Origin of the sequence: Paenibacillus oralis (assembly GCF_003863965.1) — a bacterium.
Lineage (GTDB): Bacteria > Bacillota > Bacilli > Paenibacillales > Paenibacillaceae > Fontibacillus > Fontibacillus oralis.
The window spans coordinates 7,534,528-7,558,198 of record NZ_RRCN01000001.1; the positions used below are offsets into that span (position 1 = coordinate 7,534,528).

20 protein-coding genes and 1 pseudogene are annotated in these 23,671 nt (G+C 49.9%); 3 read left to right on the top strand and 18 right to left on the bottom strand.

All coding sequences use genetic code 11. The annotated features are described in order from the left end of the window. Positions 1 to 2: 2 nt before the first annotated feature. The 9 genes from EHV15_RS33430 to EHV15_RS37755 form a co-directional block, all read right to left on the bottom strand. Positions 3 to 578, bottom strand: coding sequence for an SCO family protein (locus EHV15_RS33430; RefSeq protein WP_128635067.1), 576 nt, complete (start codon positions 576 to 578; stop codon positions 3 to 5). Positions 579 to 594: 16 nt separating this feature from the next. Further along, on the bottom strand, positions 595 to 903 hold the full coding sequence (locus EHV15_RS33435) for a c-type cytochrome (protein WP_128635675.1): 309 nt from the start codon (positions 901 to 903) through the stop codon (positions 595 to 597). 81 nt (positions 904 to 984) lie between these two features. After that, positions 985 to 1,311, bottom strand: a complete 327-nt coding sequence (gene cyoD / locus EHV15_RS33440) for a cytochrome o ubiquinol oxidase subunit IV (RefSeq protein ID WP_128635068.1) — start codon at positions 1,309 to 1,311, stop codon at positions 985 to 987. Continuing rightward, a complete protein-coding gene (gene cyoC, locus EHV15_RS33445; RefSeq protein ID WP_128635069.1) occupies positions 1,312 to 1,905 on the bottom strand; it encodes a cytochrome o ubiquinol oxidase subunit III in 594 nt (197 codons plus the stop codon). Next, entirely contained in the window at positions 1,905 to 3,893 is a 1,989-nt protein-coding gene (locus EHV15_RS33450) for a cbb3-type cytochrome c oxidase subunit I (RefSeq protein WP_128635070.1), read from the bottom strand. The genes cyoC and EHV15_RS33450 overlap by 1 nt, the downstream gene beginning before the upstream one ends. A gap of 20 nt (positions 3,894 to 3,913) precedes the next feature. Then, on the bottom strand, positions 3,914 to 4,834 hold the full coding sequence (gene cyoA, locus EHV15_RS33455; RefSeq protein ID WP_128635071.1) for a ubiquinol oxidase subunit II: 921 nt from the start codon (positions 4,832 to 4,834) through the stop codon (positions 3,914 to 3,916). 191 nt (positions 4,835 to 5,025) lie between these two features. Continuing rightward, positions 5,026 to 5,883, bottom strand: coding sequence for a COX15/CtaA family protein (locus tag EHV15_RS33460; RefSeq protein WP_128635676.1), 858 nt, complete (start codon positions 5,881 to 5,883; stop codon positions 5,026 to 5,028). Between the two features lie 89 nt (positions 5,884 to 5,972). Continuing rightward, on the bottom strand, positions 5,973 to 7,472 hold the full coding sequence (locus tag EHV15_RS33465) for an aminotransferase class I/II-fold pyridoxal phosphate-dependent enzyme (protein ID WP_128635072.1): 1,500 nt from the start codon (positions 7,470 to 7,472) through the stop codon (positions 5,973 to 5,975). Positions 7,473 to 7,487: 15 nt separating this feature from the next. After that, positions 7,488 to 8,012 (bottom strand): bifunctional 4-hydroxy-2-oxoglutarate aldolase/2-dehydro-3-deoxy-phosphogluconate aldolase, encoded by a 525-nt coding sequence (locus EHV15_RS37755; protein WP_246061871.1) that lies wholly within the window; start codon positions 8,010 to 8,012, stop codon positions 7,488 to 7,490. Between the two features lie 38 nt (positions 8,013 to 8,050). Between EHV15_RS37755 and hisC the strand changes: the two genes are divergently transcribed. The 3 genes from hisC (at position 8,051) to tet (ending at position 12,416) form a co-directional block, all read left to right on the top strand. Beyond that, a complete protein-coding gene (gene hisC / locus EHV15_RS33475; RefSeq protein ID WP_128635073.1) occupies positions 8,051 to 9,160 on the top strand; it encodes a histidinol-phosphate transaminase in 1,110 nt (369 codons plus the stop codon). Between the two features lie 53 nt (positions 9,161 to 9,213). Then, positions 9,214 to 10,077, top strand: a complete 864-nt coding sequence (dapA, locus tag EHV15_RS33480) for a 4-hydroxy-tetrahydrodipicolinate synthase (protein WP_128635074.1) — start codon at positions 9,214 to 9,216, stop codon at positions 10,075 to 10,077. Positions 10,078 to 10,481: 404 nt separating this feature from the next. Continuing rightward, positions 10,482 to 12,416: a tetracycline resistance ribosomal protection protein gene (gene tet / locus EHV15_RS33485; protein ID WP_128635075.1), complete on the top strand. Its 1,935-nt coding sequence runs from the start codon at positions 10,482 to 10,484 to the stop codon at positions 12,414 to 12,416. Positions 12,417 to 13,030: 614 nt separating this feature from the next. On the opposite strand, the gene EHV15_RS33490 is transcribed toward tet, so the two are convergent. From EHV15_RS33490 to EHV15_RS33530, 9 genes and pseudogenes are all read right to left on the bottom strand, one after another. Beyond that, positions 13,031 to 14,413 carry an ABC transporter substrate-binding protein gene (locus EHV15_RS33490; protein ID WP_178076031.1) on the bottom strand — a complete coding sequence of 461 codons (1,383 nt, stop codon included), beginning with the start codon at positions 14,411 to 14,413 and terminating at the stop codon, positions 13,031 to 13,033. After that, positions 14,403 to 15,818: an ABC transporter permease gene (locus tag EHV15_RS33495; RefSeq protein WP_178076032.1), complete on the bottom strand. Its 1,416-nt coding sequence runs from the start codon at positions 15,816 to 15,818 to the stop codon at positions 14,403 to 14,405. Before EHV15_RS33495 ends, EHV15_RS33490 begins: the two co-directional genes overlap by 11 nt. Before the next feature lie 5 nt (positions 15,819 to 15,823). Then, entirely contained in the window at positions 15,824 to 17,005 is a 1,182-nt protein-coding gene (locus EHV15_RS33500; protein WP_128635078.1) for an efflux RND transporter periplasmic adaptor subunit, read from the bottom strand. A 12-nt stretch (positions 17,006 to 17,017) separates the two neighbouring features. Next, entirely contained in the window at positions 17,018 to 17,938 is a 921-nt protein-coding gene (locus EHV15_RS33505) for a carbohydrate ABC transporter permease (protein ID WP_128635079.1), read from the bottom strand. Positions 17,939 to 17,979: 41 nt separating this feature from the next. Continuing rightward, positions 17,980 to 18,882, bottom strand: a complete 903-nt coding sequence (locus tag EHV15_RS33510) for a carbohydrate ABC transporter permease (RefSeq protein ID WP_246061872.1) — start codon at positions 18,880 to 18,882, stop codon at positions 17,980 to 17,982. After that, positions 18,857 to 20,389: a HAMP domain-containing sensor histidine kinase gene (locus tag EHV15_RS33515; protein ID WP_128635080.1), complete on the bottom strand. Its 1,533-nt coding sequence runs from the start codon at positions 20,387 to 20,389 to the stop codon at positions 18,857 to 18,859. Before EHV15_RS33515 ends, EHV15_RS33510 begins: the two co-directional genes overlap by 26 nt. Further along, positions 20,386 to 21,078 carry a response regulator transcription factor gene (locus tag EHV15_RS33520; RefSeq protein ID WP_178076096.1) on the bottom strand — a complete coding sequence of 231 codons (693 nt, stop codon included), beginning with the start codon at positions 21,076 to 21,078 and terminating at the stop codon, positions 20,386 to 20,388. Before EHV15_RS33520 ends, EHV15_RS33515 begins: the two co-directional genes overlap by 4 nt. Positions 21,079 to 21,548: 470 nt before the next feature. Further along, positions 21,549 to 22,244, bottom strand: coding sequence for a LutC/YkgG family protein (locus tag EHV15_RS33525; protein ID WP_128635082.1), 696 nt, complete (start codon positions 22,242 to 22,244; stop codon positions 21,549 to 21,551). Then, a pseudogene (locus EHV15_RS33530) lies at positions 22,210 to 23,663 on the bottom strand (LutB/LldF family L-lactate oxidation iron-sulfur protein). The gene EHV15_RS33525 and the pseudogene EHV15_RS33530 overlap by 35 nt, the downstream one beginning before the upstream one ends. Between the last annotated feature and the right edge of the window lie 8 nt (positions 23,664 to 23,671).

Sequence of the window (23,671 nt, forward strand, 5' to 3'; positions counted from 1 at the left end):
CCCTATCGCAGCAACGTTTTAATATCTTTGATGATTTTCTCGTATGGTGTATTTTCCATGCCGTCATATTTAGCGACAACCGTCCCGGACTGATCGACCAGATAGAAGGACGTGCCGTGTATCACCTGATCGGATGCCCCATCTTTGGAGATCGGAGCTTTAAACGATTTCAGCACAAACGTTTTAATCTCTTCAAATCCGTATCCGGTTAATGCACTCCAATTGGTAAAATCGGCGTCAAATTTCTCCAAATAGCTTCTAAGCGCGGCCGGATCGTCGCGCTCCGGGTCTACCGAGAAAGAGATCAGCTCCGCCTCAACATCGGCCGACTTCAAACGCTTCTGTAGCTCGGCCATGTTCGCCGTCATCGTCGGACATACCGTCTCACAGTACGTAAAGATAAAATCGGCTATCCAGACTTTTCCTTGTAAATCGGACAAGGATACCTCCATTTCATCTTGGTTCGTGAACGAAAAAGGCTCAACGGGATAGTTCAACTGATTTGGCTTGCTGCTACCGCAGGCGGCTGAAATCATCAAACTCAGAATCAACAGGCCGATTACCACTGTTTTTTTCACCCTCACATCCCCTTTCTCACTTCAGTGCGGCCAACCATTCCGCCAACGCTTCAATCTCTTCCTTTTCCAGTCTTTTTTTATATGCGGGCATTCCATTTGCACCTTCTTCGAGAATGGAGATCAATTGTTTCTTGGATAAGCTTGCACCAACTTTCTGAAGGTCCGGTCCGACCCGACCGCTTAAATCCGCAGCATGGCAAGATATGCATTGATTTTTATATAATGCGGCCGCTTTTTCATCAGCAGGTGTTGTGATGCTCGACTTCAGGAATGTATCATCTTTCTGTTGCCCGCACCCGGACAATAGCAGCACTGTCAATGTCATAGCCAAGATATATCGTTGCCTCATCTGCCTCCGCCACCTCTTTCCGCTATCCCTCACCATCAGACATCGATGTCCGTAGACTCATAACGCCACCATGTTGTACATCATAATCCACATCGATCCGGCCACGATCACAACCAGTATGACTAAACCTAAAAGAAGCGAAATCAGGTTATAACGAGGCTTCTTCTCATCGCGCAAATGCATAAAGAATAATAATTGCACGACTAACTGCAGGGTGGCGGCTATCATCAGCACTATTGCGTTAGCCTTGCCCTCCAGCCAACCGTTCAGTACGATCACGATTGGAATAACGGTCAATACGATAGAACAAATAAACCCGATCGTATACGATTTGAACGAACCGTGCATTACTTCCCCATCATGCGTTGCATTCGGCTGCGCCATTTAGCTCACCCCCATTAAATAAACGACCGTAAAGACGAAAATCCAGACGACATCAAGGAAATGCCAAAATAGACTGATGACGTTCACTTTCCGCTTCGTCACAGGTGTGATGCCTCGCTTCGCCAATTGCATAATGACGGCGATCATCCATACCAACCCAATGAGCACATGCAAGCCATGCGTGCCGACCAAGGTGTAAAATGCCGATAAAAAGGCGCTTGTCCCCATCGTCGCCCCTTCATGGATCAAATGAGTGAATTCGTTGACTTCCATCCCAATAAATATTGCACCAAGCAATGCGGTTATGCCCAGCCAGTTGATTAATCCCTGCTTATTGCCCCTATGCATCGCCAGCAGCGCCAGACCGCAAGTGTAGCTGCTGGTGAGCAGGATAAAAGTACTGGCGATAATTCCACCTATCTCGAATAATTCAGCGGGTCCCGGCCCGCCGTTCGTGTTACCACGAAGAACAATGTAGGTGGCAAAAAAAGTGCCGAATATCATCACATCGGTCATCAGGTAAATCCAGAATCCGAATGTGCGCATTCCTTCCAAATCTGGATGTTCGTGACGCTCCGCATGAGATTGTGCCATTAAGCGATCACCCTGCCTTTCCGTGCTTCCGCTTCCGTATGTTCTATTTCGTCAACCGGAATGTAGTAGTCGGTATCGTAGTTGAAAGAATGAACTAGCATGCTGATCGCTATGCCGGCAAGTCCCGCGACAATGAAACCTATCCAATGGAACACGAATCCGAAGCCGGCGACAAACCAGCAAGCTGATATGATAATCGGAATGCCGGAGTTCTTGGGCATATGGATAGGCATAATCTTTGCCGCTTCCGCTCCTGATTGTTCTCCACGAGCACCGCGTTGCTTCCGTTCCCACCATTCATCCTGACTTGACACCTCAGGCAGTACAGCAAAGTTGTAGTGCGGAGCTGGTGACGGAATCGACCACTCCAGTGTTCGGCCGTCCCACGGATCGCCCGTTAAATCTGAATTGACTTCTCGGTGCTTGAAACCATGCGCAATTTGCCAGACTTGAATCAGGAAGGCAACGCCCATCAGTACAGCACCGATAGTGGACACCAGATTCATCTCCCACCAGCCTTTGTCCCAACCATAGGTGACGACCCGCCGCGTCATCCCCATTAAACCAAGTACATATTGGGGCATGAAACAACAGTAAAAACCGATATTCCAGAACCAGAACGCCCATTTACCGATGCGCTCGTTCAGCTTAAAGCCGAACAGCTTCGGCCACCAGTAATATAAGCCGGCAAAATAACCGAATACGACCCCGCCGATGATGACGTGATGAAAGTGGGCGACCAGAAAGTAGCTGTTATGAAACTGGAAATCGGCCGGCGCAACCGACAGTAGCACACCCGTCAGGCCGCCGGTTACGAAGCACGGAATAAACCCGATCGTCCATAACATCGGTGTTTCGAACGTAATCCGGCCCCGGAACATCGTAAATAGCCAGTTGAATACTTTGGCCCCCGTCGGAATGGCAATCAGCATCGTCGTCAGGGCGAAGAAGGCGTTGACGTCGGCACCCGAACCCATCGTGAAGAAGTGATGCGCCCACACGAGGAAAGACAAGATGCTGATGATCATCATTGCGTACACCATTGACTTGTAACCGAACAGCTTCTTCTTCGCGAAAGTCGACACGATTTCCGAGAAAATACCAAAGGCTGGAAGGACGATGATATACACTTCAGGATGTCCCCACATCCAGATCAGATTGATGTACATCATCGGATTGCCGCCCCCGTCTAACGTGAAAAAATGCGCGCCGGCGTAACGGTCGAGAAACAGAAGCGCAAGCGTCGCCGTCAGAATCGGAAACGAGAAGATTATCGCGATGCAGCTCGACAGCACGGACCATGGAAACATTGGCATCTTCATCAACTTCATGCCCGGTGCACGCATCTTCAGTATCGTCACGATGAAGTTGATTCCGGTCATCAGGCTGCCGATCCCCGATATCTGAATGCCCCAAATATAGAAATCCTGCCCGGGGCCGGAATTGTACATCAGCTCCGAATACGGCGGGTAAGCCAGCCAGCCGGCGTCCGGCGATCCACCGATGACAAAGCTCAGATTAAACAACATCGCACCAGAGAAAAACAGCCAAAAGCTAAGCGCATTCAGAAACGGATACGCCACATCTCGCGCCCCGATCTGCAGCGGAACCATTACATTGAACAAACCGAACATAAACGGCATGGCCATAAACAAAATCATAATGACGCCATGCGTCGTAAAAATTTCGTTGTAATGATCCGGCTTGAGAAAATCAAATTCCGGTACAGTAAGCTGCGCCCGCATGAGTAGCGCATCCACGCCGCCGCGGAACAACATTAGAAAAGCCGACAAAATATACATAATACCAATTTTCTTGTGATCAACGGTTGTCAGCCATTCCCGCCACAACCATTTCCATTTCCGGAAATACGTCAATCCAGCGACGATAGCAATAAGCGTCAGCACAATCGCGGCATCCGCCCCGTAAATTAATGGATCGCCTGTTACAAAAAAGTCTGAGGCAAAGCTCCTCACTTTGTCCCACATAAACATCTCCCCCTTGGCTGTTATTGGCCCGACGTTGTCTCTTCGAGTTCGAATCTCTTCGCTTTCTCCCAAGACAACCCGTGGTTGTGAGACGCCGCGTATTTGGTCACGGACATTTCAAACAATCCTTCTGGAAAAGAAGAAAAGAATTGCTTCTGCGAGACGGAAGGTTCCGAAAGTCGTTTGTACCCGTCCAGCGTTAACGCAGGCGAAGAACTTTTGATCTCATCCACCCATCGGTCAAACTCCTCCCTTGAAGTGGACTTCACGTCAAAATACATGTCGGCAAAGTGCGTGCCCGTAAAATTGGCGCCAGAGCCCCAATACATTCCTTGTTCATCAGCCTGCAAATAAAGCGTCATGGCCATGCCGGACATCGCGTACATCTGCCCGCCAAGCTGCGGAATCCAGAACGAGTTCATTGGCGAATCAGCAGTAATTTCAAATTTAATGGGTACCCCTTGAGGGATTCTCAGCTCATTCACCGTCGCAATGCCCTGCTCCGGATATTGGAACAGCCACTTCCAATTCAGAGAGGTGACCTGAACGGTGAGCGGTTTTTGATCCGACTCCAGCGGCCGCGATGGTTCCAAAGCATACGTGGCTTGAACGGTGATCACGCCAAGTATCAAGATGACGACGATCGGAATCCCCCACCAGACGACTTCCAGCTTCGTGCTGTGCTCCCATTCAGGCGTATAAGTCGCTTTCCGCCCCTTCCGGTCTCGGTAACGCCAAACGATGACCGCAGTCATGATAAGAACCGGAACAATGACGACACAACACAACGCCAAAGAGATAGCCATCAAGTCCCGTTGCTGCTCGGCAATTGGCCCTTTGGGGTCCAGTACAATCATGTTGCGGGTACAACCGGTCGTGAAGAGCAGCAACGCCGGCACCAGACTCATAGCCAATCGCTTGCTAGCTTTCGATTGTTTCATCAAACTCAGCTCCTGTCGACTTCCTTTCGTTTTGAATCCTTTTCACTTTATAAAAGAACTATAGAGATGTCACCAGCCGCTCAACACGAACATGCAACCATCCATATTCATAAATTTGTAACAATTCAAGAGTCTTTTAGTGACAAAACTCATGTACGTATCCAAGAAAAATTCTTGCAATTTCGTTGGCTTCACTTCAATAAACGAATGCTTATATCGGTTAGAACTCCGAACAATAGCGTTGCCAGGCCATTATGGAGAAGGCTCGTAAACAGATACACCTGATCGTTATTGATGGTAAGGGTCAACCATACGCCGCTAAGCATTTGACCTATAACAAGAAGTAGGAGCAGCAAAGTTTCGGTGAAAATGCCCCCATTTCTTTTTGATTCGCACTTCCGAACAAACAAACATACTCCTAAAACCAAAAAGAACAACACCAGTGCGGCCAACCGATGGAGAAACACGATGCTTGCTGCTCCAGACATGGGAGGAACGATTTGATCGTTGCAGAGCGGCCAGCCTGCACATCCGGCCTCCGCTTCCATATGTCGGATGTATGCCCCCAAATAAACAACGCCATAACAAAATACCCATACTCCCAATGAATAAAAGACAAGAGACTTGGACATTGGTTTCCTTGTTGTCTGCTCGTTGTTTCTTCCTGAACGGTATGTCCATAAAACCAATAGCATACTGCTGGAGACCGCAAGCAGCGATATACCAAAATGAAGGGCCATTACGGCAGGCTGCTGCGGCCATTTTACTGCGGCAGCTCCCATGAGCGCTTGAACAATCGTAAAAAACAGTGTGCCGCCGGCATACCAGAAGGGTTTCCGGTTGTTTCTGTAGTGACGCCAGGTATAAAGAAAGGTTGCCAGTACCAGCAACCCGACAATTCCTGTGGTCATGCGATGAGAATATTCAATCAGGGATTCCAAGGTATAAGCCGGAATAAACTTGCCGTTACATAACGGCCAGTCGTCTCCGCACCCACGTCCGGAACCGGTTTTGGTCACGATCGCTCCAGCCATCAGTACGACAAACATGCCTACAAATGATACCCAAGCTAACCATCGGTAGCGCAACGAAATCCGATGTTGCACCTTATTCACCTCATTCCTTAATCGGGGATGATCTACCCGCCCGTCGGTCCGACTGTTTCATGTTGCCGACCATCTTCCATGATCACTTTGATCTCTTGCAACGTCGAATCCTCCGGACCTTTGACCGGGAGCCCCGCTGCAACGTGACGGCTGATGTAGTCGACGATTTCAGCTGTAATCCTTTGCCCGGGCATTAGAATCGGAATTCCGGGAGGATAGACATAGACAAATTCCGTACACACTCCCCCGATGGCCTGAGACCATTTCAGCGGCTCCGCGGGCATATAAAATGCTTCTCTCGGTGTTACGATAAATTGTGATGCTGCAGGAACAACAGATGCTTTAATATGGCGAACTGCGTTATCGTCAAGTCGAAACGTTTGGGATAGATGTCGTAATGCTTGAATCAATCGGGCTGTCTCACGCTCGGTATCGCCAATTGTGATCAGGCACAAAATGTTCGTCAAATCACTTAGTTCGACTTCGATATTATACGTTTCCCGAAGCCACCGTTCCGCTTCAAACCCGGTCAAGGGAAGTTTCTCAAGATGAATGCATAGCTTGGTTGGATCGTATTGATAGACACCAGCCAGTCCGCAAATCTCCTCGCCGTAACAATACAAACCTGGAATTTCGTTGATTTGACGACGAGTCTCATGAGCCAGGCGAATCGTCTGTTCCACCAAGGCTTGTCCATGTAAGGCGAGCTGCCTTCTCGCAGCATCGAGAGAAGCAAGCAGCAAATAAGAAGTTGAAGTGGTAGTTAGCATACTCATGAACGAGCGGATACGCCGAATGTTCACGCGGTTACCCTTGACATTCAGCACAGAGCTTTGCGTCAGCGATCCCCCCAGCTTATGCACGCTTGTAGCCGCCATATCTGCTCCCGCCTGCATCGCAGACATCGGCAGCCGGTCGTGAAAATGAAGAAGTGTTCCATGCGCTTCGTCTACCAATACTGGAATGTCGTAGCTATGGATCAACTTGACCATTCGAAGCAAGTCGATGCTGGTCCCATAATACGTCGGATTGATGAGTAAAACGGCTTTGACATTCGGGTTCCGTTCGATGGCTTGCCGAATCGATGTCAATGTCACTCCATGCTCGATTCCTAACCGCTCATCTTTCTCAGGTTCCACCCATACAGGGATCGCCCCTGCAAAAATGACAGCGGACAAAATCGATTTGTGCGCATTGCGTGGAAGAATAATTTTGTCGCCGGGGGCACAAACGGACAAAAGCATTGTCATTATGGCTCCGGTCGTGCCTTGGACGGAAAACAACGTTTCGTCCGCGCCAAAGGCATCCGCTGCCAATCGCTCCGCTTCGCGGATGACACCTGCCGGTTGATGAAGATCGTCAAGCGGCACGATGTTGATAAGATCGATGGACAACACATTATCCCCCATAAAAGTACGGAATTCCGGGTCCATTCCGCTGCCTTTCTTGTGGCCTGGAATATGAAACTGCAGCGGTTTGCATGCCGCATGTCTCCGCAGCGCTGTAAACAATGGTGTATGATAATGATTCATTAGCTTTCTTTCCTTTCAATGAACGCGATTCCGGCTGCCGCCAGGATAGACATCGATGTGATTACTCGCACCATAGGCAATTACCTCTTCATCCAGGTTGGGCGAAACGATAAATTGCGCCCCCGAATTAATGGCTTGTTTTGCCATTTCCATACCCAACACCGTACCGACACCGATAGTCAAATCGCGGCCATACGTTTTTCTCCATCGTTCAACCAAAGAGTAAACGCCTTCAGTGTTCGTTGTCACCTCAATAAAACGAATGCCGCCTTGCACCAACGCTTCTACGGTCCGCTCCGCAGCATTCGGATGTACGCCGCGAATCATCGCCATTATTTTTTCCTTATTCAGTTGTTCCAACATACTCATCCTGTCTCTTCCCCCTTCACCACAAATTAATCCGAATATAACGGCTATCCAGCCTGGCGTAACCATCCATTTTTGTTTTTTCTGCGCCAACCGCTTGACTGGCCCAATCGGCTTGCCTAAAAGCGTCGTCAAATGGGTGGTTACTTTTCGGATGAAACGGTTTATATTCATGCCACATGGCCCATTTTTCACAATAAGGAGGAACAAGTTTGAAACATTCATTCCCTATTCCGGTACGGGGGGCACTGCGCAACCTGTCGCCTTATTCGCCAGGAAAACCGATCTGGGAGCTCCAACAAGAGTTGGGACTATCCAATATCATCAAATTGGCTTCTAACGAAAATCCGTTGGGCCCGTCACCCAAAGCGCTTGAAGTGGTTGCGCAATCGTTATCCGATTTGCACCGATATCCGGATGCGAGTACCGTCCGCCTGCGGCAGGCGCTCGCTGCTCACCATCAGATGACTCCTGAACAATTCATCGTTAGTAACGGTGGTGATGAGTTGATTACTCTCATTGCCAAAACTTTTCTGGAACAGGAAGATGAAGTGATCGTATGTTCACCTTCCTTCAGCGAGTATGAATTCGGAACGCATTTGATGGGCGCAACCGTCGTTCAAGTGCCTCTGGGTCCTTCCTTTAAGTTCGACAGAGAAGCCATCATCAATGCCGTGACCGCCCGAACCCGATGGCTCTGCCTTTGTTCGCCGAATAACCCGACTGGCACTTATCTTACAAGGAAAGATCTGCACTACATCTTAGATGCACTCCCTAAGGATATCCTCGTCCTGCTGGATGCCGCTTATAGTCAGTTTGCAACCGCATCCGATTATACCGACGGTCTTGAGTTTGTTCGTGCAGGATATCCGGTGATCGTGCTGCAGACTTTTTCGAAGTTGCATGGCCTGGCTGGTTTAAGAGCCGGATATGGCGCGGCAAGTGAGACTCTTATTCAACAAATTGTCAAAGTTAAAGAACCGTTCAATGTGAACGCGTTAGCTCAAATTGCTGCCACAGCCGCACTTCGAGACAATGAACATATCCGACTGACGCTAGAAACAAACCGTGAAGGGAAATTACAGCTTTATCACGCTTTTCAGAAAATGGGTTTGCCTTATGTGGAAAGCATGGGGAATTTCGTGCTGGTTGAATTCGGGGCTGAAGCGAAGGGAGTATACGAATCCCTCATGGCTCGAGGGATCATTGTACGATACGGGGAAATTTGGAACCTGCCCCGCCACCTTCGCATTTCGATTGGAAATCGAGAGGAAATCTCGGCGCTCACTCAAGCCATCGCCGATATTCTGGCATGCGGCTAATAAATAACAACAATCTTACCCAATGATAACTTTAGGGAGGGGAATTCAAAATTATGCTAAGCGAAAAATCATTGCATGGCGTCATTGTTCCTATTGTCACACCGTTTGATCAACGAGGAAATCTTGACATCAATTCCTTTCAGAAGCTCGTTGTCCGGTTAAAAAGTAGCGGAATACATGGGCTGGTCGTCAACGGGACAACCGGAGAATCGCCGACGATTGAAGATGCCGAATTGGAGGCCATGATTGCCGCAGCGCGCAGCGTTTTGGGAGAGACTCCGCTGATTGTAGGCACCGGATCCAACAATACCGCGGCTACCATAAAAAAAACAGCCTTAGCCAAAGCGCTTGGAGCCGATGCTGCACTGGTCGTCACCCCTTACTACAATCGTCCTTCGCAGCAAGGCATTATCGAGCATTTTCGGGCCTTGGCCGAAGCCGACTTGCCCATTATACTGTACGATATCCCGCATCGCACCGGCGTAACGTTGGAACTGGACACAGTTAAGGTCATAATGAAAATGGATCATATCATCGGACTGAAGGAGAGCACCGGCAACATCAAACGCCTTATGAGGCTGGTCAGTACCATACCTAAGCCCATCCTGTGCGGAGAAGACGAGTTGTTTTTCGCTTCGCTTTGTTGTGGAGGAAAAGGAGGCATTCTGGCCAGCGCCAATCTGGACACCAAGCAATTCGTGCAAGTGTACGAGCTGTTCGGCGCTGGAAAAATAGACGCATCCCGTGAACGATTTGACCAACTGTTGCCGCTTATTCTATTTCTGTTCTCGGAGCCGAACCCTGCTCCGCTGAAATGGTTACTCGCCCAACGCAGACATATTCGCACGGATCGGCTTCGGTTGCCGATGACCTCAATTAGTAGCGATTCTGCGGAAAAGGGAGTTCAACTGCTATAAGATACTCTGAGGGATACTTAAAAATCCAATTACATCTGTTTCACTTTACTGTCACATTTCTAACAGCGCTCTAAATGTCAATTGACTTGACATATCCAATGGTGAGAGGTAGTATACAAACGAAAATGGTATAAGGAGTTTATTAAATGCGAAAAGGTATTCTTAAATAACTATCAATTGAATGATGGTGGGAATGGAAAAATTTTACCTCATTATTAGCTGAATGAGGTTGGTTTTCTATACCTTAATTTAAGAATACTTTCGTACTTCATTTGCTGATGCCGCTGTGCATTTCATATCTCCACAGCTTCTGAGGCCATATCCTTATAGCGATATGATGGTTATCCCCTGTGATGAAAGTATTTCAATCACAGGGGATTTTTATATTCTGAGGAGGAAAATTTATGAAAGTAATCAATATTGGCATTTTAGCACATGTGGACGCAGGAAAAACAACATTAACCGAAAGCATGTTATATACAAGTGGTACAATCACTGAACCCGGACGTGTTGACGATGGTTCTACTATCACTGATTCTATGCTCTTAGAAAAACAACGGGGTATTACAATCCAGGCTTCAATTGCTTCTTTTCAGTGGAAGGATACCAAAATCAATTTAATTGACACTCCGGGGCATATAGATTTTTTCGCAGAAGTTGAGCGTTCATTAGGTATTTTAGATGGAGCTATCCTGCTAATTTCCGCTAAAGATGGTATCCAATCTCAAACTCGTATACTTTTCGAAGCGATAAAAAAGATAAAAATTCCTACTTTAATTTATATCAATAAGATTGATCAACCAGGAGTCAATCTTGAATCGCTTTATCAAGATATCAGAGAAAAACTCACGCCCAATATTTTTGTCATGCAGAAGGTTTCAATGGAAAAGGCACTTTCGGTTAAAGGGATTGATATGTCCTCAGGGGAATATAAGGATATGATTATTGAAGCAAATGAAACCCTGCTAGAAAAGTATATGCTCGATCAACCTATCTCAACCGAAGAATTGCATATTAGCAGAAAGCAGAATGTGAATAATTGCAATCTCTTTCCCGTTTATCATGGAAGTGCCCTTAAAAATATTGGAACAAGAGAACTAATGGATGCTTTTCTATTAGAGTTCAATCCGTATATATCACAAATAACTTCCAAGCTATCTGCATTAGTATACAAAGTTGAGCGAGATGATCAGCTGAACAAACGTACTTATATTCGTATTTATGAGGGTTCTATCAAAGTACGTAATGCAGTAATGCTAGAAGGACGCTCTGAAAAAATCAAGATTAAGAAATTGTTAGCTCCCCAAAATGGGAAAATTGTAGAAGTGGAGCAAGTCGAAAGCGGAGATATTGCTATTCTTCCCAATGAAAGTAATTTAAAAATTGGGGATATAATAGGATCAATACCTGGAAAGAATTTGTTCTTTCACAATACACACCAAATGATGCAGGCCAATATTTCCCCAATTTCTCCCGAAGACCGAACATCGTTTTTAGAAGCACTTTCAGAACTATCCGAAACAGATCCGCTTCTACAATATAAATTAGATTCTCAGACTGATATTATTGTTACTTTTATGGGAAAAATTCAGATGGAAGTTATCATTGCTTTATTGCAAAACCGATATCATCTGCCAACCAAACTAGAAAATATTACGACAATCTACAAGGAACGACCACTGAAAAAAGCAGAATATACAGTTCATATGCAAGTTGCCCCAAATCCCTTTTGGGCATCTATCGGATTATCAATTGAACCGCTTCCCATTGGTTCTGGATTATGCTATGAAAGCAAAGTGTCTTATGGCTATTTAAACAAATCTTTTCAGAACGCAGTTGAAGAAGGAATAAAATACGGATGCGAACAAGGATTGTTTGGATGGGAAGTGACTGATCTGAAAGTTTGTTTTGAATATTGTTTGTACAATCCATTAAGTACTCCAGTCGATTTTCGACAGTTAGCTCCTATTGTGTTTGAACAGGCCTTAAAAAAATCGGGGACGGAACTTTTGCAACCATGTTTATCTTTTGAGCTCTATGTACCTCAAGATTGTAACTCTCGTGTCTATAGCGACTTAAAAAAACTTTGGGCTACCATCGAATCTTTAAAAACGCAACATAATGAAATCATAGTGACAGGTAAAATTCCGGCTCGTACAGCACAGTATTACAGAGAGCAGCTTACGGAGTTTACAGAAGGGCGTGGAGTTTTCTTGACGGAACCGGCTGGGTATCAGCTAAATGATGGAGAGCCTGTTTATCAAGCTAGAAAGCCAAATGCTCGACTGGACAAGACACGCCATTTGTTTGAGAAATTTCAAGAACAGAAGGATGGATGAGACCAACAACTTGACATAAATCTGAATTTCGAAAGCCGGTAGCAGACATTTCCCAATCAGACCGAAGCAATCGGGAGGGGGGCATTGATAGTTCTTCCCCCTCCCCGCGCATTTCTTTTTTATTTAACAGTAGAGGATCACCTCTATGTTTTAATGTTTCTAGGAAACTATATTCCAAACCAATCTTAAGCAGTCATGAACTATGGAAAAAACGCAGAAAAACTCTGTGTTCTTGCTTTATCTTGTCTGTTTTAGTTCTTTTCTCGCATCACTAACCCAAAATATTTATTCCCCCATATTGTCGGTATTAAAGGGATTCTTTTCAAGTATCTCTTTCTCTCGTCAATGCTTCGGAATCCCTTTATATGTTAATTCTTGCTATTATGCAGATTGTTTGGGACCATTAATTGATACAAGAGGAGCCATGAAGATACTTATACCTTCAAATTGTTCTAACGATAATCGGCAGCATTGGATGTGCATTATCAATACATTTTGGTTTGTACAGGGGCCCTGAAATGCCTGTCAAGAACGAAACCGTTACGAACGGCTGGCGGGCACCGGGTTGCCAAGTATCGTTGGCTCACCCGCCTCCCACACTCCTCTCGAAGCAGCTATTCCTGCAAATACAGGTTAACTTTGTTTTGGATGCTCTTCGCGACCGTTTCCGCCGTCTTCTGTCCGGTGAAGAACGGCTTCGTCTCCTCTTTCAGAATGGCTTCAATTTTCGGATCGAGTCCGGCAAACCGGTTCACTTGGGACAGCAATTCATGAATCTTGTTCAACTCCTCGGGCGTCGCTTTGGGGCTACCTTCAACGCTGGCATTCTTCGCTGCTTCCATCTGAGCCTCGCTCGCCTTTTTCAGAACCGGCAGGCCTTCCAATTCCGGGGAAAACTGCATTTCATCCGTTAGCAGAAAGCTCAAGAACTCCCACGCTTCCTGTTTGTTCGGCGACTTGTTGTTAATGGCCAGCATTGTGTGCGCATCAAACGACATTCCCTGCTCCCCGCTTTCAGACGGAACTTCGTAAATCGCCGGGTTGGCGAAGAGCAAATGGCCTATTGCGGCCGCGGCGAAATCACCGACCCTTACAGGAAAAAATACTGACAATTCGGAACCGGCTTTGTCTCCGGAAAGTGATATAGATACATCCGGCTGCGAGAAAAATTTCTGGTCATATAACGATTTGGTCTCCTCCAACAAATCGATAAACTTTTGTCCGGCAAATTCGGCGGTTTGGCTGTCACTGTCGATGAAGGCGTTCCGTTCCGCGCCGACCCTTTCGATGATCCAATCTCCCGGGTCCTCCCACTGCAAGGGAGAACCGCTCGGGTCCTGCGCCAGTGTGCCGATCTTCTCCTTGAATTCTTTCCACGTCCAGCGGTCCGGACGGATGCCCAGCGGCTCGAGCCGATCCTGATTGCCCATCCACACCATCATGGAGACACTGTAAGGAATCCCGTACAGGCCGCCATCATACTTCAACGCGTCAAACACGTTCATATAATAGTTGTCCGGGCTGAACCGGTCGTCGTCTTTCATGAACTCGCCCATATCGGCCAGCAGTTTTTTGTCCGCATACTTCGTATACGGCAGCGGATCAACCACCAGCAAGTCGGAGGCGGTGCCGTTCATGAGATCCGCGTTGATCGTCGTCGCATATTTCTCAAGCGTGTTCGGATCGAAAAAGCCCGTCGCCCTGGCCATGCCAGATTCCGATTGCGGTGTGGAGAAAGCCGGTTTGATCTCAATGCGGATATCGGGATGGGCCGCTTCAAATTTCTGTTTCGCCAGGTCCAGAAAGCGGTTGGATTCGACGACGGACACCGCGATAACTTTTTGTCCGTTCTGCCCACCCGAGGCGGAACCGCCATCGCCGGGTGCGCCACTTCCTCCGTTCTCGGCGCTGCCGCCGTTTGACGCGCTGCAGGCTGCCAGTGTCAACGCCAACGCCCCCAGCATCCACGCTTTCCAAGCAGAACGTTTAAAGCTCATTTTCTTCATTTCCTTCATCGTCCTTTCGTTTCATGTGTATATTGGTCGCGAAAATCGCGCAACACCCAAGCAGCGCCGTGATCAGGCCCGGGCGCATCGCCTGCGGAATGCCGGATGCCGCGGAAGCGAGTCCAGTCAGGAAAACAGCCCCCGTCATCCCGCCGCACACCCGAATCAAAGCGGCGGACGGTGTCAGCCCGAGCAGCCGCCATTGCCGGAGTCCGATCCGCAAGAGCGGCAGACCGGCCAGCAAACCTGCGGCGGACAGGCCGCCGATCAAGCGGCCCAGTTGTTCTCCCGTTCGGTCGAACGGGGAGAGCGCCGCTTGGGATAGAACGGGATGCTCATTCCATAACGTCATCAGCTTGCTCTGATAGAAACCGAGATCGATCCATCGTTCCGGTACCAGCTCCCGCGGCACATAGAAGGGATAGCGGATGAGCAGCCACATCATCACCGCTGCGGCTCCGCTGGCGGCGAACGCCGCCGCCATTCCCAGCAGGACGCGGCGACGCCTGTCGGATTGTTCCGGAATCGCCGCCGGAAGCGGCTCTAGGCCCACGCGGAGACGGGGGATGGCGGCTTGGATCAACCGGCGCATGCGGGCGATACAGGAGCCGATGGCCATCACCCCCGCCGCAAAAGGAATCAGCCGCGGCAGCTGCGCGTTCAGCGCCCATTCCCGGACTCCGCTTCGCAGCGAATAGTTGGAAGTGGCAAAGCCACTTTCCGTCAAAGCGCTCCTCACCGCCTGCTCTCTGCCGGCGTCCCCTTCGCCGGCGGCTTGCAATTCGATGGCCTGTACCCGAAGCTGCGGCTGGAGTTCCGCCAGCGCGCCGATCGGCACGAGCGCATCCGGCAGCGCGCCGCCGGTGGTCCATCGAAGCAGATCGTCATCCGAGCGGTAGACGCCGACGACCCGAAACATCTTGTCAAGCAGCCGAACTTCCAGCCCAACCGCATTCGCCGAGCCGAACAGTTTCTCCGCAAAAGCGTCGCTTAGCACAATTTCCCAACTATTGCCGTTAGCAGATTCTTGGTGGAACAGCCTGCCCTCGCGCAAGCGCAACGTGGTGAAATCGCTGAACGCGCCGCCGATTCCGGCAATTCGCCCGGTCCGTGCTTGAAACCTTGCCTTCAGAGGGATATCATCCGGTATTCCGGCAGCATAAGCAACCTCGCCCTGCCACTTCTCGTCCAGTCTTTCCGCCTGCTGAAGGGTGAAACCTGAATCGCCGTTCGCGCCGCCGGAATCGGGCAGGGCGTATATGGTCCATCGATCCGGACCGACCGAGCCGCCCGACTCCCGCCAAGCCTGATTCGCCGCTTCGGAGAAGCCGCTGCCGAAGCACATGAGCAGGATGCCGGCCAGAACCAGAACCGTCGCCCAGCGTTTCTCCCTCATATCCGTTAGCCCCCCTCCGGCGTTGCATCGTCCACACGCACCCTTTTTCCATCTTTCAACGACGAATCCCCCGAGACGACCACCTGCTCGCCCCATGCGACGCCGTCTCCGATCAGCGCGTTTTTGTCGTCGGTGTCCTTGACTGTCACCTTGGATGTCCGGAGGTAGTATTCGGTGCCTAGCGCGCCTTTTCGTTCCTCCAGCAAATAAACGAACGTGCCGTCATCTTCGCTTTCGCGAATCGCGCTGAGCGGAAGGAGCATGTTCTCCTTCTTCTGCTGGGTCTTGCGGACCCATTCGAACGTAGCGGATTCACCTCCCCGGAGCCGCTTGTCGCTGACCGTCGCCGTCACTTCTTTCTGTCCGCTCGCGGGCGGATTCTCTTCCTTCCCGCCCGGCGATTCGGGCGCCGGCGTTTGAATCGACTGGATCTTCCCCTGCAAAGAGGCGTCGTCCAGTTCCGGCACGGTGATCGAGAGCGCATCCCCGACCCGGAGAAGCTCCGTCTCTTCTTCCGACAAGACCGCGTGGAACAGGAACCCGCCCGCGAGCGACGCCACCTTGACCGCCGGCGTCCCCGCCGGCACCACTCCGCCTACCGATACGTTCAGTTCCGTTACCACGCCGTCCGCTGATGAAGTCATGACCGACCCGCGCGAAATTTTCTCCCGCAGCCGGTTTACCTTGAGCTTCTGCGCCTCCAGCGATAGCCTTGCGCTCTCTAAATCGAGCGCAAGGGAGTCCTGCTGCTGCTCGTCGCCGTTATAGACAGCCTGTTTATAGTCGAGTTGCAGCTTTTCAAGGTTGATTTTTAGTTGCTGGTAACTAAGCTCCTCGGTGTCAAGGGTGTTCCGCGCCTCCTCGGTATCCAGCTCTAACAGCGGTTGGTTTTTGCGGACCGAATCGCCGACTTTTACCTTAAGCTCTTTTATCGGCCACTCCGCCTCCGTCCTCAGCTCGAACGTCTCGACCGGCTTGATCGTTCCCGAGCCGTTCTTCTTGTACTGAAGCATTCCTTGAATAGGCATCTTTACGGATACCTGCGGCAACGAATATTGCAGCAAAGTATTTGAGAACAGTGTGAGCAGCAGTAAAGTCGCGATAAATGCGAGCAGCAGGCGGCCCGCCGTCCTGCGGCCCGGCGGGACGGCCGCGGCCGTCCCTTTTGAGGGAGCAGCTGTTTCCATCCTTTTCACCTTCTATCCTTTAATTCCTGATGTTTGTATCCCTTCGATCAGATCATTTTCCGCGTACATCATGAGGAGGATCGCCGGCATCATGTACAGCACGGACGCCGCAAAGGCGATGGCCCGATCTTTCTCGTTAATGGCTGTCAGATAGACGGACAACGGCTGCCTGAATGCATCCTGCAAGAAAACGAGGGGCTGCTCCACCAGGTTCCAGTTATCGATAAACGTGAGAATTGCCAATGCAGCCAGACCGGACCTGCACATCGGCAGTACGATCCGGATCATAATGGTCTTGTGACCCGCCCCGTCCATGCGCGCCGCTTCGATATAGGCATAAGGCACGGCTTGCATAAATTGCCGCATCAGAAACACGCCGAAGGCGCCGAAGATGCCGGGCAGAATGATCGACCAATCGCTGTTGAACAAACCAAGCCGCTTGACCATGATAAAATTTGGAACAAGTGTGACCTGCAGCGGCATCATCATCACCGTAATATAGACGAAGAACAACGGCTTGCGCAGGCGGAACCGAAGCTGCGAAAACGCGTAGCCAGCCATAGAGGCGACGACGAGTTGTCCGGCGACGATCGGCACGGTCAGCTTCACGGAATTCCAGAACAGCAGCAAATATTGCGGTTGGCCGACAAGGGTATCATAGAACGCATTCAATGTCGCCTGCAGTGGGATCCAGCTCAGTTGAACGAATTCATTACCCTCGGTCATCCGCCCGGCCATGCTTGACGAATCTCCCGAGATCGGCGTCAATTCCCTCGCCAATTCTTTCTCGGACATAAATGCATGGGTCACGGTCACGATTATCGGGAACACGAAAGGTACAGTCCATATGAGCAGCAGAACGGTGAGCAGTCCTTTGTATAACCCGCCGCCAATGTTGCGGCGCAACCGATCAAAACTCCGAGCCACCCCCATTTGCATCACCTCCTTTGCATTTGGATGTTCTTCCCGCTGTCTTATAATGAACGGTTGAAACGGTCTTCCGCAATAAACAGGATAAGCACGAGCAACGAAATACCGGCTGCGAGCAGAAAAGCTGCTGCCGTCATCTTCTGATAATCAAGTTGCTGGAACATGTTGTTCATAAAATGTTGCAGCGTATACATGCTCGGGTCCGGATACGCGCCTGCAAGGATGTACGTCTCCCGGAACACTTTAAACGAATTGACGATCGACATAACCAGAACGAAAAAACTTGTCGGCATCAAATATACCAGGGTAATCGAGCGCCACTGCCGCCATCTTCCCGCGCCGTCGATTCGCGCCGCTTCGTAATAGTCGACCGGGATGTTCTGCAGGCCGGCCAGAAACAGCAACATGTTATAACCGACGTTTTTCCACAAATAGACGACAACCGTGACCCCTAGCGCTGAGCTGCTGCCCATCCAGTCCGTCGGCGTCCAGCCCCAGGACTGGAGCCAGCCATTCAGAACGCCGTTCAGATCGAAGAACATTTGCCAGACGAACACAACGGAAGCAACGGGGATGACCAGCGGCGTGACGAACGCGATGCGGAACCAGCGGCGGCCGTAGGCTCCGCCGTGCAGCCAGGTTGCCAGCGCCAGCGCCAGCATCATGTTGAGCGGAACGCACAGCGCGGTGAACCGCAGCGAGTTCCAAAGTGCCCGCCGGAAGGAAGCGTTGTCGAGCAGCATCGCATAATTGTGAAGTCCCACGAAGGAACCGCCGACAGGCGTATCCACCATCGAATAATAGAAGGCGACGCCGAACGGCAGGATAAAAAAAAGGCAGAAGCCGGCCAGACTCGGAGCCAGAAGCCAGATGGCGCTGGCCCCATCCGATTTTCGGAACCGCGCGAGCCGGCGACCGATGTTATTCGCGAACGCGGTTCTCATCATCCTTGTCCTCCTTGGGAAGCGTCAGACGGAAGACGACGCCGGTTTCTTCGTTGAACACTTCGATCTGCGCCCCGCAGCCGTTCAATATTTGCCGGACGATCGCAAGGCCCAGACCGAACCGGCCGTCGGCACCGGTACGATACAAATCAAACAGGCGGTCGAGGAGAGAGGCCTTCACCTGCGGTCCGTCGTTGCGGATTTCAATCGCACGCGTCCGGGAATCGTCCGCGGAAACCGGCACGATCGAGATCTGTTGATTGGCGTAGCGGATTTGGTTGTCGAGCAGGTTCTCGAACACGACCTTCCATTGGTCGGCATTGCCGTGGATGCGCCAAGGCGGCGATTCGACGTCCCAGCGCAGCTCCGGCCGGCGGAAGCGCAGCCGCTCCACCGCGTCCTGCAGCACGTCGCCGACGTCAAACCACTGATTCGGAACCTCGCGTGAAGAAACGTATTGGAGCCTGCTTAGCGACAGCAATTCGTACACCCGCTCCATGAGCCGGTCCGTTTCCTGCAGGATGGTGTCCACACTGCCCGCCAGCGAGCCTCTCGGGTAAATGCCGTCGACGATCGACTGGGCATAGTTGCGAATAATCATCACCGGCGTTTTCAATTCGTGGGAGATGTGCTGCAGCAACGATTGCTGTGCCTCATCCTGTCGCAGGAGACGCCGGCGCATCCCGTCGAAAGCCCGGGACAGCCTGCCGATCTCGTCTCTTCGCGTCGACTCGAACGGCTCGTGCCAATTGCCTTCCGACATCCGTTTCACCTGCCGCTCTATCACGTCGAGCGGCCTGGACAAATAGCGGGCAAGCCAGATGCAGGGAAGCGAACTGAGCAGCATGAGCGCGATCAGGAGCAGAAGCAAATTGCAGAACATCGTCCCGACCATCTCATTGCGATAGTTGGCCCACGCGTAGGAAATCAGCGCATTGGAACTGCCTTTGCCGATTTTGAAGATGACGTACAACAGGGTGTCGCCCTCGACGTTGGCCGAGTGTGTCTCCACTTCCCGGACTTGCCCGGCGGCTTCCCGCTCAAGGCGTTTAAGGAACGCTTCAGGGAGATCCGGATTTTTGCTCAAAAAGGCCGTCTCGCCGTCCGCCAACACCAGATGGCCGATATTCGGGCCTCTCGTGAAACCTGTTACAGGCGACGTCTTCGAGCTACTCTCCCCGCCTGCGTTACCGTCCTGTTTCGGTGTAGCCTCCCCGCCTGCGTTACCATCCTGTTTCGGTGCTAAATTTACCGAGGACAAGGGGCGAATGGGAGTAGCCGAGATCGTTAGATTGTCGTCTCCCGTGATATGGAACACCCTCCCTTCCGTATCCGTTACAATCCGAAAATCGGCGAAATACTGCTGCGAATCTCGTATCATCCCGAAAATTTGCCCGGTAAAAAAGCTTTTCAGTAAGTAGGGAAGAATAAGGGCGACGACCAAGAACAGGCATAGCAGCAACGACGCGAAGACGACCCAGATTTTTACCGCCATCGGCCAATGTTTCATCTTTTCACCAGCCTGTAGCCGAAACCGTATACCGTTTCCAATCGCAGTTCCGGCATTTTTTTGCGCAATCGCCAGATGAGGTCGTCCACCACGCGGTCCGTACCGAAGTAGTCTTCGCCCCACACTTCATTCAGAATGTGTTCGCGCTGTACCACCTGCCCGGCATGCGAAACAAAGTGCATCAGAAGATCGAATTCCTTGGAAGTGAGCTCCACTTCCTGATCCGCCCCCCGCTTTACTGTCCGGGCGTGTCCGTCGATCGTATAAGGCGATACTACCACCGGCGCGGGAGGCGAAGCAGCAAGGTCGGCTTCCTTTGTCTTTCCATAAACGCGCTCGAACAGCTTGCGGACGCGAATGATCAGTTCGCGAGTCTGGAATGGTTTGGCCAAATAGTCATCGCTGCCCAGCTCCAGACCGACGATCCGGTCCAGATCGGCATCCCGCGCGGAGATGAAGATGACCGGGATCGCCTCATTTTCTTTCTTGATTTCGCGAATCAGTTGATAGCCGTCCACCCCTGGCAGCATGATATCGAGTATCCAAAGATGAGGCTCTCGCGCAATCGCAGCCCTGGCTTCTTCGCCGTCCGTGAATGAGACGACATCCCAGCCTTCTTGCCGTAGGTAGGAGCTGATTAGCTGATTCAAACTGATCTCGTCCTCGACCAGATATATGGTGTACATGATGTTCTCCCCTTTATGTGGGCTCTTTATTAACTTACCAGAACATTTTAGCAGGAGTATCTTAAAATTATCGGAAATTATCTGAGGAAAGTTCTGGGTGAGCGATTTGCCGGAAAATCATCAATAAGCAGAAGCGTTAGCCATGCCATTACCTCAAGTCGGCAAAAGGAAACAACGATAACAAGCACGACAAACCAAGAATGCCATTCGGCAGGGCTTTCGAACATGAGGCCTCGTATCCGCGAAGAACTGTCGAGTCCGGTAAAGGCAGAGCGACCGCGCATCCCGAAACCGCAGGCTTCCCTTGGCTCTGGTTATGGGTATACCTTTAAGAATTATTGCTAAGGAGGAATGAAATCGAGGTAGTCCGTGGAGGATCTGTGGAGAAAATCTGCCAGCAAATTGAACAAGCGCTCATGGCACCTGACGGTCGTTGCGGCACCGGCAAGTACATGAACGCTCAGTCTGATGGGTTATTGATCATCTATAACAATATAGGTTGTTCTTACAGGCCCATGAACCCCGACAACAAGGTTCATTTCGATATCGGCACTGTTGGAAGGACCGGAAATAAAATTCACGCATGCCGGAATTTCCTCCCCTTTTAAATTCCGTTCATGAATCGTCTTCACGGCTTGTGTCAGTCTTGGCACAATACTACTTTTGGGAACCAAGGCAATATACGATTCGGGCAAGAGACTAACGGGTCTTCCTTTGATCCCTTCGTTAAATAACACGATGGTTCCAGATTCGGCAAGTGTGATGTCACTGAAAGTAATCCCAATGTCTGCATTTTTAGCAAAGGCGATACATCCCTCCTTATCCCTCGAGTCCCATTTTCGACATTGAGACATGTTGTTTAAATATTCGTTAATTCCGAATTGGTCAAACCGTTCATCATTAGCATAAATGACAAAATTGGCTTTCCAAGCCTGAATTACGGCGTGCAAGGTATCAACAAGTTGACTTGTAGTAGTTCGTTTGACATCAGTATGAATGTCTTTACATTGCTTCTCTAATTGCAAGACCAGTTGATCCTGTGTAAATCCCTCAAAAACACGCCACTGTGGTGATAACTCCCACTTCGGTTTATGAACCGTATCCGGACGTTTTCTGCCAAGCTTGTCCGAAAGCTTAGTTAAAAAAGGATCGCGATTGGGGATATCCATTTATTTTCCATCCTTTCTCCGCTTCTCGAACCATTCCCGAAACGATTGTTTTGGCGGAACCGGAAGATCCTTGACATTAGTCCAGGCTTTTAATGGACCTATTCCGTGCTCAATCATCCGTCCGTCTTTGGTCAAAGGCTGTAACGCATATGGTGCGGTTTTCGTTGCAAAAGAGAACAATCCGGAATGGTTAGCCACTTTTTCAAATCCCTTCATGGCAATTTTCCAAGACAGCGGGCCTCTGTTTTCATCTTCAGCAATACGGCGTCGATGTCTAATCAGGAGTTCATGTAAAGGGATTTTAACGGGACACGCTTCCGTACAAGCACCGCAAAGGCTTGAGGCAAAAGGTAAATCTTGATAGTCATCATACCCGCCCAATAATGGCGTTAATACCGCTCCGATGGGGCCGGGATAGATCGAACCGTAGGCATGCCCGCCGATATGACGATAGATTGGACAGACATTAATACAAGCCGCGCAACGAATGCATTGCAGCGCGCTTTGAAACTCCGTACCTAAGATATTCGAGCGGCCATTATCCACTATGACCAAATGGAACTCTTCGGGGCCGTCCATTCCGCCAGGTTCCGTCAATCCTGTTATATAACTTGTTAATTTTTGGCCAACTGCACTTCTGCACAAAAGAGTGACCAGAACATCAAGTTCCTCCCAAGTTGGAACAATTCGTTCCATCCCCATCACAGTCACGAGTGTTTTAGGCAGAGTAGTAACCATTCGTGCATTGCCTTCATTGGCCACAATAGAGATAGATCCTGATTCCGCTACAGCAAAATTACATCCTGTAATTCCTACATCAGCTTGAAAGAAATCCTCACGCAGATGCTTACGTGCAAACCTTGCGAGCTCTTCAGGGTTAGAGGTGCCAGTATAACCTAATTTTTCCTGGAATAATTTACATATACTTTCTTTATCTTTATGCAAAGAGGGGACAACAATGTGAGAAGGGCGTTCATTATCTGCTGTTTGCAATATAAATTCTGCAAGGTCTGTCTCTAATACCTCGCAGCCTACTTGCTCCATCGCTTCGTTTAAGCTGATTTCTTCGGTGACCATTGATTTGGACTTCACGACTTTTTTAGCATTTTTCCTTGTAAGAATACCTTTTACATATTCTCTAGCGTCTTCAGCGGTTTCTGCGAAAAATACAGATCCGCCATGCTTCGTAATGTTTTCGCTTAGCTGAAACAAATAATAGTCGAGGTTATCCAGCGTATGCTGACGAATGGCTTCACCTAACGAACGCCATTGTTCCCAATTCCCGAGGCTTTCCGACGCTTTTAATTTTTTGCTTCTGAGCCCGTCTTGTGCTTTCGAAACGGCGTTGCGCATGAAGGAATCTTGAATCCCCTCTTCGGTTCTTTTATGAAACGGTGCATCACCGATCTTGATTCCCATGGTTATAG